Genomic DNA, 14,737 nt, shown 5'->3' on the forward strand with positions numbered 1-14,737 from the left:
CTCAGAACAAACGATTGGATCGGACTGGCGGCCCGGCGCTACCTTAGCCTCAGGTTCAACTATCTGAGGCAAGCGTCATTATGTCCGAGCAAACTCCGTCACTCACTCCTGCCGCCGGGCCGGGGGGAATTCTTGCGTTACTCAGTCAGCGCCGGGCGCAGCTGGCGCTGATCCTGTTGCTGGCAATCCTTGCGGTGTGGTTCGCCGCGCAGTGGCTGCCCGTACCGGTGGCGCTGGTGGCCGGACTGACCCTGGCCTGTATCGGCCTCTGGGCCACGGCGCTGGTGCCGGAGTACTGGCCGGCGCTGGCCTTCTTTCTGCTGGCGATGGTGCTGGAGCTGGCCCCGGCGCAGACGGTATTTTCCGGCTTTAGCTCCTCGGCGTTCTGGCTGCTGTTCAGTGGTCTGGTACTGGGGGCGGCGATCACCCATACCGGCCTCGACCAGCGTGCCGCGCGGTTGCTGGCGCTGATCACCGGGCAGAGCTATCGCAGCGTTATTACCGCAGTGGTGCTGTTCAGCCTGGCGTTGGCGTTCCTGATCCCCTCGTCGATGGGGCGGGTGGTGCTGCTGGTGCCGGTGGTGCTGGCACTGGCCGAGCAGCTGGGTTATGGCACTGGCAGCAATGGCCGTCAGGGTATGCTGGCCGCGGCGGTGTTCGGTACTTTCCTGCCTGCCTTTGCCATCCTGCCCGCCAATGGCCCCAATATGATCCTGGCCGGTCTGGTGGAGGCGATCCACGGCTTCCAGCTACCCTATTTCGACTATCTGTTGCTGCACTTTCCGGTGCTGGGGCTGGTTAAGGCGGCTGTGCTGGTGTTGGTGATCCTGCGGCTGTTGCCGGATCGCGATCCACAGGTGCAGGTTATCGCGGCAACGGTTGCCGAGCCGTTATCGACGCCAGAGCGGCGCCTGCTCTGGGTACTGGGGGCCTGCCTGACGCTGTGGTTCAGCGATGCGCTCCACCAGATCTCGCCTGGCTGGATCGGGCTGGCGGCGGCTCTGGCCTGTCTCTGGCCCGGCAGCGGCCTGACGGCGAAAAACTGCCTCAACAGCGATATCAAGTATGGCCCGCTGCTGTTTGTCGCCGGCATTATGGGGCTGGGCAGTTTGATCGCCAGCTCGGGCCTTGGTGAAGCGTTACTGCAGGGGTTGCTGGGTTTCAGCGGTTTTAGCGCCGACCAGCCGCTGTGGAATGGTGTGCTGCTGACGGCCATCTCCAGCCTGATCGCGCTGCTGACCAACCTGCCCGGGGTACCGGCGATTATGACCCCGGTCGCCGGACAGCTGGCGGATGCCACCGGGCTGCCGCTGATGAGCGTGCTGATGACCCAGGTGATCGCCTTCTCCAATGTGCTGCTGCCGTTTCAGGCCCCGCCGCTGGTGGCCGCGATGCAGTTGGGCGAGTTGTCGGTTAAGCTGATCAGCAAGCTGTGCCTGATTATGTTTGCCTTAAGCACGCTGTTTTTAATTCCGCTGCACCTGCTGTGGTGGGTACTGCTCGGCTATATCTGAGCCAGGTTAAATCTGACCCAGGCGGTTTGAGGAGAAACGGATGGAGATCTATCAGCTGAAAACCTTTGTCGCGGTGGCGCAGGAGGGCACCATCACCCGCGCCTCTGAGCGCCTCTGCCTCAGCCAGCCTGCGGTCAGCGCCCATATCAAGGCGATGGAAGCGACGCTGGGCCTGCGGCTGTTTCGACGCACCCCGCAGGGGATGCGCCTGACTGCTGATGGCGAACGGCTGTTGCTGAAGGCGGAGCAGACCCTCGCGGCCCACCGTGCGATGCTGGCGGAAGCCGGACAGATCCGCGCGACCCTGACGGGAACCCTGCGTCTCGGTGCCGTGGCCAGTCTTAATGCCGATATCGCCGGTCGTCTGCTGATGGGGATGGCCGCCAGCCATCCCGAGGTTGAGGTCAGCCTGCAGCATGGCAGCCGCCAGCAGATCCTCGACGAGGTCCGCAACGGCACACTGGATGCGGCCCTCTATAACGCAAGCGCCGAACAGGATCAGGGCCTGAGTATCGTCGAAGTGGCGCAGTTCGCGATCCACCTCGCCGCCCCGACGGGACTGATCGACAGCCGCCAGCCCCTCGACTGGCAGCAACTGGCACGCCAGCCCTGGATCTGCCCCGGCGCCGATACCTGCTGTGGCCGCGCCGCCGAAAGCCTGTTTCAGCGGCACAGCATCCGACCGGAAAAGATCATCAGCATCGACCGCGAACAGGTCACCCGCACCCTGATCGCCGGTGGCGTCGGAATCGGCCTGCTGCACAGCAACAGCGCCCGCGAAGCTGTCGCCGCCGGAGAAGTCGACCTGCTCTGCGAAGTCCGCCCCGCGGTGCCGGTACTGCTGGCCTGTCGCAGCGAACGGGCGCAGGAGCCGCTGTTTCGGGCAGTGAAGGATGTATTGCAGGATTAATCCTAACGCAGGCAATCTGGCGCCTAACTGTAGGTTGGGAAGCGGAGCGCAGTGACAAATCCCAACAAGCTCTTCTATTTAAGCGTCGCTAATCACAGATCGATAGCGATTGTTGGGATGCGCAGGCTTATCCCAACCTACGTCGATTTCCCAGAGTAATCACACCAGATGCAGCGGCAACTCGGTGGTGTATTTCACTTCGCTCATCGCGACGGTGGAGTTCATCTCCTGGATATCGGGGATCAGTGACAGGTGGTCGCGGTAGAAGCGTTCGTAGCTGGCGACGTCTTTGGTGACGATGCGCAGCAGGAAGTCGATGCGGCCCATCATCAGGTAGCATTCGGTGACTTCGGGGAAGGACTGGATATGCTGCTGGAACTCATTCACCGCCTGGCGGCCGTTGGCGCTGAGTTTGACCTCGGTGTAGATCACCATATTCAGGCCCAGCTGTTCGCGGTTGAGGATACCGGCGCGTTTCTGGATAAAGCCGGCTTCCTCTAATCGCTTGATACGGCGCCAGCAGGGTGGTTGTGACAGGTTGACCTGCTCGGCGATCTCGGAGGCGCTCATGCTGGCGTCCTGCTGGATCAGGGCAAGGATTTTGCGGTCGATCTTATCCAGTTCCATCGTCTGTTGTCCGGTTTGTTTTTGTTGTTGTCAGCGGCAGCTTCTGCCCCGGCGGGAGACTGCCCTGAATTTTGTGCATATGCGTTAAAAATACCGATATCTCTGACAAAGGGTATTTTTTATTCGCTTGTGAGCTAATTTTAGTATTAATACTTCTAGTGTCCTAGGGGTTTTCCCTCTTCTTTGCATAAATTTTACCCAGGAATGGGAGTATCTTTTTAGACAGTCTTTCGGGCGGCGCGGTCGATCATCGCTCACCGGCCCGAATCAAATTTGGACGCGAACATAAAAATAAACAGGTGCGCCGGTATGACTGTCTTCTCCCATAAGGAGTTTGATCACCACGAACAGGTGGCTTTTTTCCACGAAGAGAAAAGCGGCCTGAAAGCCATTGTGGCTATCCATAACACCAATCTGGGCCCGGCACTGGGCGGCTGTCGTATGTGGCCTTACGCCACCGACGAAGAGGCGCTGACCGATGTGCTGCGCCTCTCCCGCGGCATGACCTACAAGTCGGCGCTGGCGGGCCTGCCGCTGGGCGGCGGTAAGTGCGTCATTATCGGCGATCCGCGCCGGGATAAGTCGCCTGAACTGCTGCGCGACCTGGGCCGCTTTATCGATGGCCTGTCCGGGGCTTATATCACTGCCGAAGATTCCGGCACCAGCGTCGCCGATATGAAACTGATCGGCGAGAACACCGCCCACGTGGCCGGGGTAATGGAAGGCACTGAGCACGGCGGCGATCCTTCGCCATCCACCGCTTATTCTACCTTTGTCGGCCTGAAGACGGCGGTGAAACAACGTCTCGGCCGCGATGACCTCAATGGCATCACAGTGGCGCTGCAGGGCGTCGGCAATGTCGGCTATTACCTGGCGCGGCACCTGCATGAAGCCGGTGCCAAGCTGATCGTCAGCGATATAGTGCCGGAGCACCTGCAACGCGCGGTGGACCAGTTCGGTGCCCGCGTCGTTGCCACTGACGAGATCTACGGCGTCGAGGCGGATGTCTTCGCCCCTTGCGCCCTGGGTGGCGTGATCAACTACAACACCCTCGATCAGCTGAAGTGTGCAGTGATTGCCGGTGCGGCCAATAATCAGCTGGCGACGCCGGAATTTGGTGAGCTGCTGCTGCGCAAAGAGATTCTCTACACGCCGGATTATGTCCTTAACGCCGGCGGCATTATCGATGTGGCTTACCAGCGCAGCGGCGAGAGCGCCGAGACGCTGAAAAACCATATCGAATCGATCGGTGCCACCCTCGAAGAGATCTTCGAGCGGGCCGCAGCGGATGGTAAGCCACCTCATGAAGTGGCCGATCAGATCGCTGAAGAGCGCTTTCGCAGCGCCTGATCGCAGCAGTTAGATAAGCGTTTCCAAGGGATTGTCCCGGCCAGTTGTCTGGGCCGGGCTTTGATCAACTGGGCACGGTGGCTGATCCCACCGTGCCGGCGGCCCGCCTCAATTCACTCGACCAGGCGCGCCAATGGAGGATAGCTCTATGACGACCAGCACTCCCTATCAGTCCAAGCTGTATGTACCTGAGGCGTCATCACGCCCGGATACGCCGACTGATTTCTCCAAGATGGAGATTCCTGCGCCGGGCGAAGCAATGCGCCCGGCAGTCGATGTGAATGCCGAACAGACCCGCGACCTGGCCTATGGCCTGGTGCGGGTACTGGACGATGACAACAGCGCCAAGGGTGACTGGAACCCGCAGCTGGATGCCGACACCCTGCGCCAGGGCCTGAAGCATATGTTGCATGTGAAGGCCTACGATGAGCGTATGTTCCGCATGCAGCGCCAGGGCAACCTGTCGTTCTATATGAAATGTACCGGCGAGGAAGCGGTGGCCGTGGCCCAGGCGATGGCGCTGGAGCCGGGCGATATGCTGTTTCCTTCCTACCGTCAGCAGGGGTTGCTGTTTGTCCGCGGCCGCCCGGTAGTGGATATGATGTGTCACTGCCTCTCCAACTCCCGCGACAATATCAAGGGTCGCCAGCTGCCGATTATGTACAGCTGGAAAGAGGGTAACTTCTTCAGTATCTCCGGTAGCCTGGGGACTCAGTTCAGCCAGTCTGTGGGCTGGGCGATGGCCTCGGCCTACAAGGGCGAAGACCATGTCTCTGCTGCCTGGGTCGGCGACGGCACGGTGGCGGCGGCGGATGTCTACCATGCGCTGCATTTTGCCTCTACCTACCGCGCCCCGGCGCTGCTCAACGTGGTGAATAACCAGTGGGCGATCTCCACGCCGCAGTCCTTTGCCTGCACCGGCACCACCTTTGCCGCCCGTGCTCAGGGGTTCAATATCCCGGGTATCCGCGTCGACGGTAACGATTTTCTCGCCGTATACGCCGTCACCCAGTGGGCTGCCGAGCGTGCCCGCAAGGGCTTTGGCCCGACTCTGATCGAACTCTACACCTACCGTGTCGCCAGTCACTCTACCAGTGACAACCCGGATGCCTATCGTGACAAGGATGAGGCGGCGACCTGGCCGTTGGGCGATCCGCTGGAACGCCTCAAGGCGCATCTGATCGCCATCGGCGAGTGGAGCGAAGAACAGCACCAGGCACTGGAAAAAGAACTCAAGGATGAGATCACCGCCAACTGGAAAGAGGCGCTGCAATACGGTTCGCTGGAGCAGGGCCCGCACTGGCCGGTGAGTGCCATGTTTGAGGATGTATTCGAAGAGATGCCAGCGCATCTGCGTAAACAGCGTCAGGATCTGGGGGTATAAGTTATGGCTGCAATGAATATGATTCAGGCCCTGAACTCGGCGATGGACGTGCTGATGGAGCGCGATCCTAACGTGCTGGTGATGGGCGAAGATGTCGGCTATTTCGGTGGCGTGTTCCGCTGCACCGAAGGCCTGTACGAGAAATACGGCGCCCACCGCGCGCTGGATATGCCGATCGCCGAGGGCGGTATCGTCGCCACGGCGATCGGGATGGGCGTCAACGGCCTGCGGCCGGTGGTGGAGATCCAGTTTGCCGACTATATCTACCCGGCCTTCGACCAGATCGTCAGTGAGTTGGCGCGGCTGCGTCACCGCAGCGGCGGCGACTACCACGCCCCGGTCACCATCCGTACCCCCTGCGGCGGCGGTATCCGTGGCGGCCAGACCCACTCCCAGAGTCCGGAAGGGATCTTTACCCATGTCTGCGGCCTGAAGACGGTGATGCCGTCCAACCCGTATGACGCTAAGGGCCTGCTGATCAGCGCCATCGAAAGCGATGACCCGGTGATCTTCTTCGAGCCGAAACGTATCTACAACGGGCCTTTCGACGGCGACCACCACAAGGCGGGCCAGCCCTGGAGCAGTCACCCGATGGGTGAAGTGCCGGAAGGCTATTACAGCGTGCCGCTGGGTAAGGCGAATATTGTCCGTCCCGGCGATGATGTCACCATCCTTGCTTACGGCACTATGGTGCATGTGGCCGAGGCGGCGATTAAGGCCGCCGGTATCGATGCCGAACTGATCGATCTGCGTACCCTGTTGCCGCTGGATACCGAGACCATCGAAGCCTCGGTGAAGAAGACCGGCCGCTGCGTGGTAATCCACGAAGCGACCCGCACCGGTGGTTTCGGTGCCGAGCTGGTAGCCGAGGTACAGGAAGCCTGCTTCTGGCACCTGAAAGCGCCGATCGAGCGTGTGACCGGTTGGGACACCCCCTATCCGCACGCCTTCGAGTGGGAATACTTCCCCAGCCAGGAACGCATTATCGAAGCCATTGAACGCACACTGGAGACAGACTAATGGGCCATTACAGTTTTAAACTGCCCGATCTGGGCGAAGGTATCGTCGAATCCGAAGTGGTGGACTGGTATGTCAGCGTCGGCGATACGGTCGAAGAGGACCAGCATATCGCCGATGTGATGACCGATAAGGCCACCGTTGAGCTGTCCGCGCCGGTCTCAGGTGTGATCCGTAACGTCGGCTGCGAAGCCGGTGCGATGCTGGCGGTGGGCGCCGAACTGGTGCTGATCGAGACTGAGGGCGAGGGCAATGCCCCGGAACCCACTGCACAACCGGCCAAGGCTGAACCTGCAGTCCCAGCACAGCCCGCCGCGGTTGCCGAGCCGGAGCCTGAAATCATGGCCCCGGTGCAGAAAACCACCATCAGCCATGTGCCGGGCCGCCACGAAGTGCTGGCCGCACCGTCGGTGCGCCGCCGTGCCCGCGAAGAGGATATCGACCTCGGCGTGGTGCCGGGCACCGGTCCTGCCGGACGGATCACTAACAGCGACCTGGATAACTTTATCGCCGCCGGTGGTATGCAGGCGGCGCTGCCGGTCAGTAACCTGCGTGCCGCGCGCAGTGCGACGACTGAGGTGCCGATCCGTGGCCTGCGCCGCATGATCGCCCAGAAGATGGTGCAGTCCAAGCGCAATATCCCGCACTACTCCTATATCGAAGAGGTGGATGTCAGCGCGCTGGAAGAGCTGCGCCAGCACCTCAACCAGAACCGCAAACCGCACCAGCCGAAGCTGACCCTGCTGCCGTTTATTATGCAGGCGCTGACCAAGGTGTTGCCGGAGTTTCCGTTCTGCAACGCCCGCTATGACGACGAGCGCGAAGTGCTGACCCAGTATGAGGCGGTGCATATCGGCATCGCCACCATGACCGAGAAGGGCCTGATGGTACCGGTGGTAAAACATGGCGAGTCGCTGGATATCTGGCAGTCCGCAGCTGAGCTGAGCCGCATCGCTGACGCGGCGCGCGATGGCTCCGCCAAGGCCGATGAGCTGACCGGTTCCACTATTACCATCACCAGTCTGGGTGCCATCGGCGGTATCGCCAGCACCCCGGTGATCAACGCCCCTGAGACCTCCATTATCGGCGTCAACAAGCTGCAGGAGCGTCCGGTGGTGCATAACGGCGAGATCGTGGTGCGCAAGATGATGAATCTGTCGTCATCCTTCGACCACCGCGTGGTAGATGGCTACGACGCCGCCCTGATGGTGCAGGCACTGAAACGCCTGCTGGAAAACCCGGCCTCAATCTTCGTCTAAGGACCCCTGGAGACAACTATGAACACTCATCGTAAATGTAAGGTACTGGTGGTTGGCGGTGGTCCGGGCGGTTATGTGGCGGCGATCCGCGCCGGTCAGCTGGGGCTGGACACGGTGCTGGTCGAGGCGGACCGTTGCGGCGGCACCTGCCTGATCCGCGGCTGCATTCCCTCCAAGGCACTGATCCATGCTGCGACCAAATTTGAAGAACTGAAAGCCCATGCTGGCAATGGCAAGCTGGGCATCTCCATCAGCTCGGCGCCGGAGCTGAACCTGGGCCAGACCATCGACTGGAAAGACAATATCGTTAACCGTCTCAGCGGTGGTGTACAGGGCCTGCTGAGCAAGGCCGGTGTGGAAGTGATCCGGGGCTGGGCGAAGTTTGCCGACGCCAAGACCTGCGAGATCGAGACCGCCGATGGTGGCCAGACCCTGCATGCCGAGCATGTGATCCTGGCCAACGGCTCCTCGGTCACCGAACTGCCGGGCATCCCCTTTGGCGGCGATGTGATCTCCTCCACCGAAGCGCTGTCACTGCAGGAAGTGCCGGAGCATATGGTGGTGATCGGTGCCGGTTATATCGGTCTGGAGCTGGGCATTGCCTACCGCAAACTGGGATCTAAGGTGACCTTTGTCGAGGGCGGCGAGCGTATCCTGCCGATCTATGACAAGGAACTGACCCGGCCGATCCAGCAGTGGCTGAAAAAGCATGATGTCGAGGTGATCACCGGCGCCCGCGCCGAGTCGGTCGACCAGAGCGGCAAGCAACCGGTATTGCACTATCAGGACAAGCAGGGCGAGACCCGGACTATCGCTGCCAGCAAGGTGCTGGTGGCGGTAGGCCGCAGCCCGAACACCGCAGGCTGGGGACTGGAGAATATGCCGGTCGACCGTGATGGCGCTTTTGTGCAGGTTGATGACCAGTGCCGCACCAGCACCCGCAATGTCTGGGCCATCGGTGACCTGGTGGGCGAGCCGATGCTGGCGCACAAGGCCTCGGCCCAGGGCGAGATGGTGGCGGAGATTATCGCCGGACATAAGCGCAGCTTCGAGCCTGTGGCGATCCCTGCGGTCTGCTTTACCGAACCGGAGATCGTCAGCGTCGGCCTGACGCCGGAACAGGCGAAGGACAAAGGACTGGATGTCAGCGTCGGAAAGTTCCCGTTCGCGGCGATCGGCAAGGCCCTGACCATGGAAGCCGGTGACGACGGCGGTTTTGTCCGCATCGTCGCCCGTAACGACGACCATGTGATCGTCGGTATCCAGGCGGTCGGCGCCCATGTCGCCGAACTCAGCGGCGAATTCGCCCTGGCACTGGAGATGGGCGCGCTGGTGGAAGACCTGGCCGGCACCATCCATGTCCACCCGACCCTGAGTGAAGCCACCATGGAAGCAGCCCTGGCCACCTTCGGCAAGGCGATCCACACGCCTTAAAAGCAGCGGTCAGCTTTAAGCTTCAGGTCTCAAGCTGAGTGGCGGGCTTGCAAACAAAGGTCATTTTCCCCGCTGTGGTGGGAAATGAAATGGACCCACAAGGCTTACCGCTTAAAGCCAGTCGCTTTCAGCTGCTCTCCCTCTTTATCCCCGTGGATAGCCGCTGGCCGGAGCGATCCGGCCCGCGGTACCTTTTGCCCTTCGGGGCTTTTTTTGTTTATAGACAGTCACTTGGTCGGATTCGCTACTGAGGCTGCGGCGTGTTGCTCAGGAGTTGTGTTCGGGTGTGCTGCTCAGGTGTTGTATTCGGATTTGTCCGCTTGCTGTCCTAAGCTGTATAAGGGCGCAATCACAGGTTAGGCGATGAAGCGGCGAAGGTTGATCCGACTACTCAGTGGCGTTGCCGGGGCGATGCTCGGCAGCCGGACAGGAGCTTCTGTGTTGTCTGATCAGCCCCGCCCCTTGCCCGAGCCACCCTCTATCGATGCCATCCCGCAGAATGAGTTGCGGCTTTTTCTCTGCGGTGACGTGATGACCGGCCGGGGCCTGGATCAGGTCCTGCCTTACCCTTCGAAGCCCCGCCTCTATGAGTCCTATGTAAAGGATGCCCGAGACTATGTGGCGCTGGCAGAGCAGCGATACGGTGCCATCGCCCGGCCGGTAAGCTTCGACTATATCTGGGGCGACGCCCTCAATGTGCTGGAGCAGTTTGCACCCCATCTGCGGATCATCAACCTGGAAACCAGTATTACCAGCAGTGAGCGCTACTGGCCGGATAAGGGGATCAACTACCGCATGCATCCGGGTAATACGCCCTGCCTTCAGGCCCTGAAAACCGATGGCTGCGCCCTGGCCAATAATCATCTGCTGGATTGGGGTTATGAAGGGCTGAGGGAAACCCTGGCCAGCCTGGATAAGGCGGGCATCGGTTATTGCGGCGCGGGACAGAACCAGCAGCAGGCCGCACAGCCGCTGATCCTGCCGTTAAATGGCGGCAGGCGACTGATCCTGTTCAGCATGGGTACCAGCAGCAGCGGGATTCCGCCGGAATGGGCCGCTTCATCTGAGCGTGCCGGGGTGAATCTGGTGAGCGAGTATCAGACGGACTGGATCGAGGCGCTGGCGGCGCAGGTGAAGTCGCTGCGACAACCCGGCGATCTGCTGGTCTGTTCTGTCCACTGGGGCGGTAACTGGGGCTATCGGGTGCCGCGTTACCGGCGTGAGATGGCGCACCGTCTGATCAATCAGGCCGGAGTCGACCTGATTCACGGTCACTCCTCCCACCATGCAATAGGCATTGAATGTTACCGGGGGCGGCCGATCCTTTACGGCTGCGGTGACTTTATCAACGACTATGAGGGCATCCGCGGGATGGAGCACTACCGCGGCGATCTGTCACTGCTCTACCTGCTGCGTTTCGACCTGCAGCAGCATAGGTTGCTGCAGCTGAGCCTCTGTCCGATGCAGATCCGCCAGATGCGCTTGCAGGCTGCCAGCGCCGCAGATGTGCGCTGGTTACGGCAAACGCTGCACCGTGAGAGCGCCAGATTGGGCACCGGTATCGAGCAACCGGCCGCACGGTGGCTGCAGTTGCGTTGCTGACCGGGTGTTTCCGTGCTGGTGTTGCGCCGTGCAACTGATGCCGTTGCCGGATCTGTCCGGGCCGACCGTTTCTTGCCCTCCGGACTGTCTTATCTTATCCATCAGAATTTCAGATCGTCAGCAGAAAATTTTTCCCTTTTACAGTAGCGCACCCTCCGGCGCACAATCGCGCTCATCCTGATGACTGTCGCGTGGTTTAAGCGGCCGTGACCCTAGCGTCGGCGCGGCCGCTACTTTTTTGTAGCGGCGTTATCTATCGTCTTTTTCACCCCCTGCTGCTTTACTGATTCCAGTGACGGACTTTTTACATACTTTCAGGGAGATTTGCTTATGACCCCAACTGATTCACCGTGGCCGCAGGAGGCCTGGCTGCTGCATCAGGGCGAGGTGTCGGAAACCACTGATGATCTGCAGGCACTGCCGCCGCACAGTCGCAGTGGCACTATCGCCTGGCTCAATATGAACTGGCGTGAGCCCTCCAGCGTCGACTGGGTCCTGCAGCAGAGCGGATTACCCGAGAGCAGCTGCAATGCAGTGCTGAGTGAGAACACCCGGCCGCGCAGCTTTACCGATGAGTGCGGCAACCTGGTTCTGATCCTGCGGGTGGTGAATGCCCAGGCGAATACCGAAGAGGAGCGCCTGATCTCGCTGCGGATGGTGATCAGCAATAGCCGCTTTATCAGCCTCTGTGCCTTTCACCCGCTGTCGTTGTCGCGTTTTGGCGAGCATCTCAAGGCCGGTGATTTCGATCAGGACGTGGCCGGACTGGTCACCCTGTTGCTGGAGTTTATCCAGGACGAGATTAACGAGGCAGTGACTGCGCTGACAGCCGAGCTGGAGGGTATCGAGGCGGCCTGTGGTGCCGGTGAGGTGGTGGTCGAACGCATCAGCAGCGCCCGCCGTGCGGCGGGACAGCTACAGCGCTATCTGCTGCCGCAGCGTGCCGTGCTGAGCCAGATCCAGCAGCAGCGGCAGTGGTTTGGTGCGCCGGAGCTGCAGGCGGTCTGGCGCGAGCTGGGCAACAGCCTGCAGCTGAGCCTGGAGGAGGTGGAGATGGCCCTGAGCCGTCTGATGATCCTGCAGGATGAGCTGCGGGCCACCCTGAACGAGAAGAACAACCGGACCCTCTATCTGTTGTCATTGGTGACCTTCTTCTTCCTGCCGCTGAGCTTCCTGACCGGATTCCTGGGGATGAATATTCCCTTTCCCTGGCAGGACTCGGCTGCCTCATTCTGGGCCGTGCTGTCACTGGTGCTGATGCTGTTGGCGACCCAGTGGGCGCTGATCCGGCGTCTCGGCTGGCTCTAGCCCGGGCGCAATCTTTCAACGATCTGAATACTGAGAACTGTTATGCATATGGACCCGGTTCTGCCGGCGATGGTAGGGACAATTTTCATCATGTTGCTGGTGGGCGGACTGCTGAAGCTGGCGGCGCAGCCCCAGGTGATCGCCTATCTGGTGGCCGGTGTGCTGATCGGTCCGCACGGCGTCGCCCTGATTGACGATGCCGATGTGGTTAACCGGCTGGGCGCGATGGGCGTGGTATTGCTGCTGTTTTTTGTCGGCATGGAAGTGGTGCCGCAGCAGCTGATGTCGCGCTGGCGGATACCGGTGATCGGCACCCTGTTGCAGGTGCTGTTCAGCTTGTTGCCGGTGGCGCTGATCGGTCTCTATTACGACTGGGGCTGGGCACGCATCGTGCTGCTGACTTTCGTTATCAGCCTGTCCAGCTCGGCGGTGGTGATCCGCCTGCTGCAGGACCGTAAGGAGCTGGGCACCGGCTTTGGCCAGGATATGCTGGGGGTGCTGCTGGTGCAGGATCTGCTGGTGATCCCGATGCTGATCGTGATCGGCCTGTTTGGCGGTCAGGAGGTGAACCTGCACTCCCTGAGCATGCAGCTGGTCGGTGTGATTCTGGTGGGGCTGGCGCTGTTCTGGATCTTCAGTGGTCGTCAGATCCGCCTGCCGCTGGCGCGGCAGATCCGTGAAGACCATGAGCTGCAGGTGTTTGTCGCGCTGGCGATCTGCTTCGGCATGTCGCTGCTGACCGGCATCCTGGAGCTGTCCACCGCACTGGGCGCCTTTATTGCCGGCATGCTGGTAGGTGCCGCGCGCGAGACCCAGTGGGTGCACCATAAGCTGGAGCCCTTCAAAGTGGTGTTTGTGGCGCTGTTCTTCCTCTCGGTAGGCATGAGCCTCGACCTGCAGTTTTTGTTGCAGCACTGGTGGCAGCTGAGCCTGCTGGTGGTGGCGGTGTTTGTGGTCGGCACCCTGCTGAACGCCATCATACTGGGAACCCTGGGCTATCGCTGGCGCGAAAGCCTGTATGGCGGTGCGGTACTGGCGCAGATCGGCGAATTCAGCTTTGTGCTCAGCGCCGTGGGTATGCAGGCGGCGATTATCAGCGCGGCCGGCTACCAGTACGCTCTGTCGGTGATCTCGCTGTCGCTGCTGCTCGGTCCGCTGTGGATCGCCCTGGGCCGGCGTTGCTTCAATCCGGTGGTCAGTGACCCGGTCTGATTCAGGCCGGGTCTGTGCCCGTGGCCTGGAGCGGCAGGGTTTCGTCCTCACGCAGCTGGGCCGCCAGCGCGTTGAGGGCCTCCAGCTTGTCGTTCTTCTGCCGGTACACCATATACACCTGGCGCTGGATCAGCGGCGCATCGGTGACGGCATGCAGCTGGCCGGATTCGATCAGCGGCTCGACCAGAAAGCGCGGCAGCCAGGCGTGGCCGCCGACACCCAGCAGGTACTCCAGCGCGATATGCACCTGGCCGGTGTGCAGCACGGCCGGCTGCTGTTGCGGCATGCTCTTGGCCAGCTGCAGGTTGAAGGCGGTTCCCCAGTCCATCGCCACATAGCTCATCCCGGCGGCGGTCTGCATATCATGCCCCGCTGTGCTGGCGACCTGCTGCAGGCTGAGTACGCCGGCCGGCAGGGTCTGGCACTCATCGCTTTTCGGCGGGTCCAGCGTCAGGCCCAGGTCGATACGGTGTTCCAGCACGCCCCGGCTGAGGGCGGCGCTGGTTTCCGTCACCGTGCGGATACTGAAGTCGGGACTGGAGCAGATCACCCGCACAATCAGCTTTTGCAGGAAGGCGTCCCAGAGGTTTGCCGGGGCACCGAGTACCAGCGGGGTTCTCTGGCCCTCGTCCAGGCCAACCTCCTCGAAGGTACGCTGCCACATCGCCAGCATGCCCTGGGCATGGGGGATCAGGCGCTCGCCGGCGGCGGTCAGCAGGATATTATGGCGGTGGCGCTCGAACAGTTTGACGTTCAGCAGCTCTTCCAGCTGGCGGATACGGAAGCTGACGGCTGACTGGGTCAGGTAGAGGTTTTCCGCGGCGCGGCCGAAGTGACGTGTCTTGGCGACCTCTATAAAGGTCTTGAGTAAACCGGTATCCAGGTTGCGCACGTTTTTTTGATCCTGACGAGAAAAATTGTTTGTTTTACCTGCGGCCCTGAGTCGCTGATACTGCAGCACATCCTAAACGGCCCGTCCGAGGCCGTTACTAAAGCATTTTAGTTTATACCTAACCACTGTTTTCTCTGTTGCCGCTTTCGTACAAAGCCGTCCCGCCGCACTTATCGGCCGGATCGCTGGTGTCGCCGGAAATGTACCCGGCGTTGTGGCCGGAAACAG

The 14,737-nt window shown here is 61.1% G+C and carries 12 protein-coding genes; 10 read left to right on the top strand and 2 right to left on the bottom strand.

Going from position 1 to position 14,737, the window contains the following annotated elements:
- Positions 1 to 80 precede the first annotated feature (80 nt).
- Together Q354_RS0117045 and Q354_RS0117050 are read left to right on the top strand one after the other, a co-directional pair.
- Positions 81 to 1,514 carry an SLC13 family permease gene (locus tag Q354_RS0117045; RefSeq protein ID WP_027858651.1) on the top strand — a complete coding sequence of 478 codons (1,434 nt, stop codon included), beginning with the start codon at positions 81 to 83 and terminating at the stop codon, positions 1,512 to 1,514.
- Between the two features lie 40 nt (positions 1,515 to 1,554).
- A complete protein-coding gene (locus Q354_RS0117050; RefSeq protein WP_027858652.1) occupies positions 1,555 to 2,424 on the top strand; it encodes a LysR family transcriptional regulator in 870 nt (289 codons plus the stop codon).
- Between the two features lie 159 nt (positions 2,425 to 2,583).
- Here Q354_RS0117050 and Q354_RS0117055 read toward each other — a convergent pair whose 3' ends face one another.
- The gene (locus tag Q354_RS0117055; RefSeq protein ID WP_027858653.1) at positions 2,584 to 3,051 is read right to left on the bottom strand and encodes an Lrp/AsnC family transcriptional regulator; all 468 of its coding nucleotides are present in this window, start codon (positions 3,049 to 3,051) and stop codon (positions 2,584 to 2,586) included.
- A 309-nt stretch (positions 3,052 to 3,360) separates the two neighbouring features.
- Here Q354_RS0117055 and Q354_RS0117060 point away from each other — a divergent pair, with 309 nt between their 5' ends.
- From Q354_RS0117060 to Q354_RS0117095, 8 genes are all read left to right on the top strand, one after another.
- On the top strand, positions 3,361 to 4,401 hold the full coding sequence (locus Q354_RS0117060; RefSeq protein WP_027858654.1) for a Glu/Leu/Phe/Val dehydrogenase dimerization domain-containing protein: 1,041 nt from the start codon (positions 3,361 to 3,363) through the stop codon (positions 4,399 to 4,401).
- A 148-nt stretch (positions 4,402 to 4,549) separates the two neighbouring features.
- Positions 4,550 to 5,785 (top strand): thiamine pyrophosphate-dependent enzyme, encoded by a 1,236-nt coding sequence (locus tag Q354_RS0117065; protein ID WP_027858655.1) that lies wholly within the window; start codon positions 4,550 to 4,552, stop codon positions 5,783 to 5,785.
- Between the two features lie 3 nt (positions 5,786 to 5,788).
- Positions 5,789 to 6,805: an alpha-ketoacid dehydrogenase subunit beta gene (locus Q354_RS0117070; protein ID WP_027858656.1), complete on the top strand. Its 1,017-nt coding sequence runs from the start codon at positions 5,789 to 5,791 to the stop codon at positions 6,803 to 6,805.
- Entirely contained in the window at positions 6,805 to 8,061 is a 1,257-nt protein-coding gene (locus Q354_RS0117075; RefSeq protein ID WP_027858657.1) for a dihydrolipoamide acetyltransferase family protein, read from the top strand. Before Q354_RS0117070 ends, Q354_RS0117075 begins: the two co-directional genes overlap by 1 nt.
- Before the next feature lie 18 nt (positions 8,062 to 8,079).
- The gene (lpdA, locus tag Q354_RS0117080) at positions 8,080 to 9,495 is read left to right on the top strand and encodes a dihydrolipoyl dehydrogenase (RefSeq protein ID WP_027858658.1); all 1,416 of its coding nucleotides are present in this window, start codon (positions 8,080 to 8,082) and stop codon (positions 9,493 to 9,495) included.
- A 441-nt stretch (positions 9,496 to 9,936) separates the two neighbouring features.
- Complete coding sequence (locus tag Q354_RS0117085) at positions 9,937 to 11,097, top strand: CapA family protein (protein WP_211252277.1); 1,161 nt, start codon at positions 9,937 to 9,939, stop codon at positions 11,095 to 11,097.
- A gap of 330 nt (positions 11,098 to 11,427) precedes the next feature.
- The gene (locus tag Q354_RS0117090) at positions 11,428 to 12,405 is read left to right on the top strand and encodes a CorA family divalent cation transporter (RefSeq protein WP_027858660.1); all 978 of its coding nucleotides are present in this window, start codon (positions 11,428 to 11,430) and stop codon (positions 12,403 to 12,405) included.
- 42 nt (positions 12,406 to 12,447) lie between these two features.
- Complete coding sequence (locus tag Q354_RS0117095; protein ID WP_027858661.1) at positions 12,448 to 13,617, top strand: cation:proton antiporter; 1,170 nt, start codon at positions 12,448 to 12,450, stop codon at positions 13,615 to 13,617.
- A 1-nt stretch (position 13,618) separates the two neighbouring features.
- On the opposite strand, the gene Q354_RS0117100 is transcribed toward Q354_RS0117095, so the two are convergent.
- Positions 13,619 to 14,509, bottom strand: a complete 891-nt coding sequence (locus Q354_RS0117100; protein WP_051560229.1) for a LysR family transcriptional regulator — start codon at positions 14,507 to 14,509, stop codon at positions 13,619 to 13,621.
- Between the last annotated feature and the right edge of the window lie 228 nt (positions 14,510 to 14,737).

This window comes from Marinobacterium jannaschii DSM 6295 (genome assembly GCF_000620085.1).
Taxonomy (GTDB): Bacteria; Pseudomonadota; Gammaproteobacteria; order Pseudomonadales; family Balneatricaceae; genus Pontibacterium; species Pontibacterium jannaschii.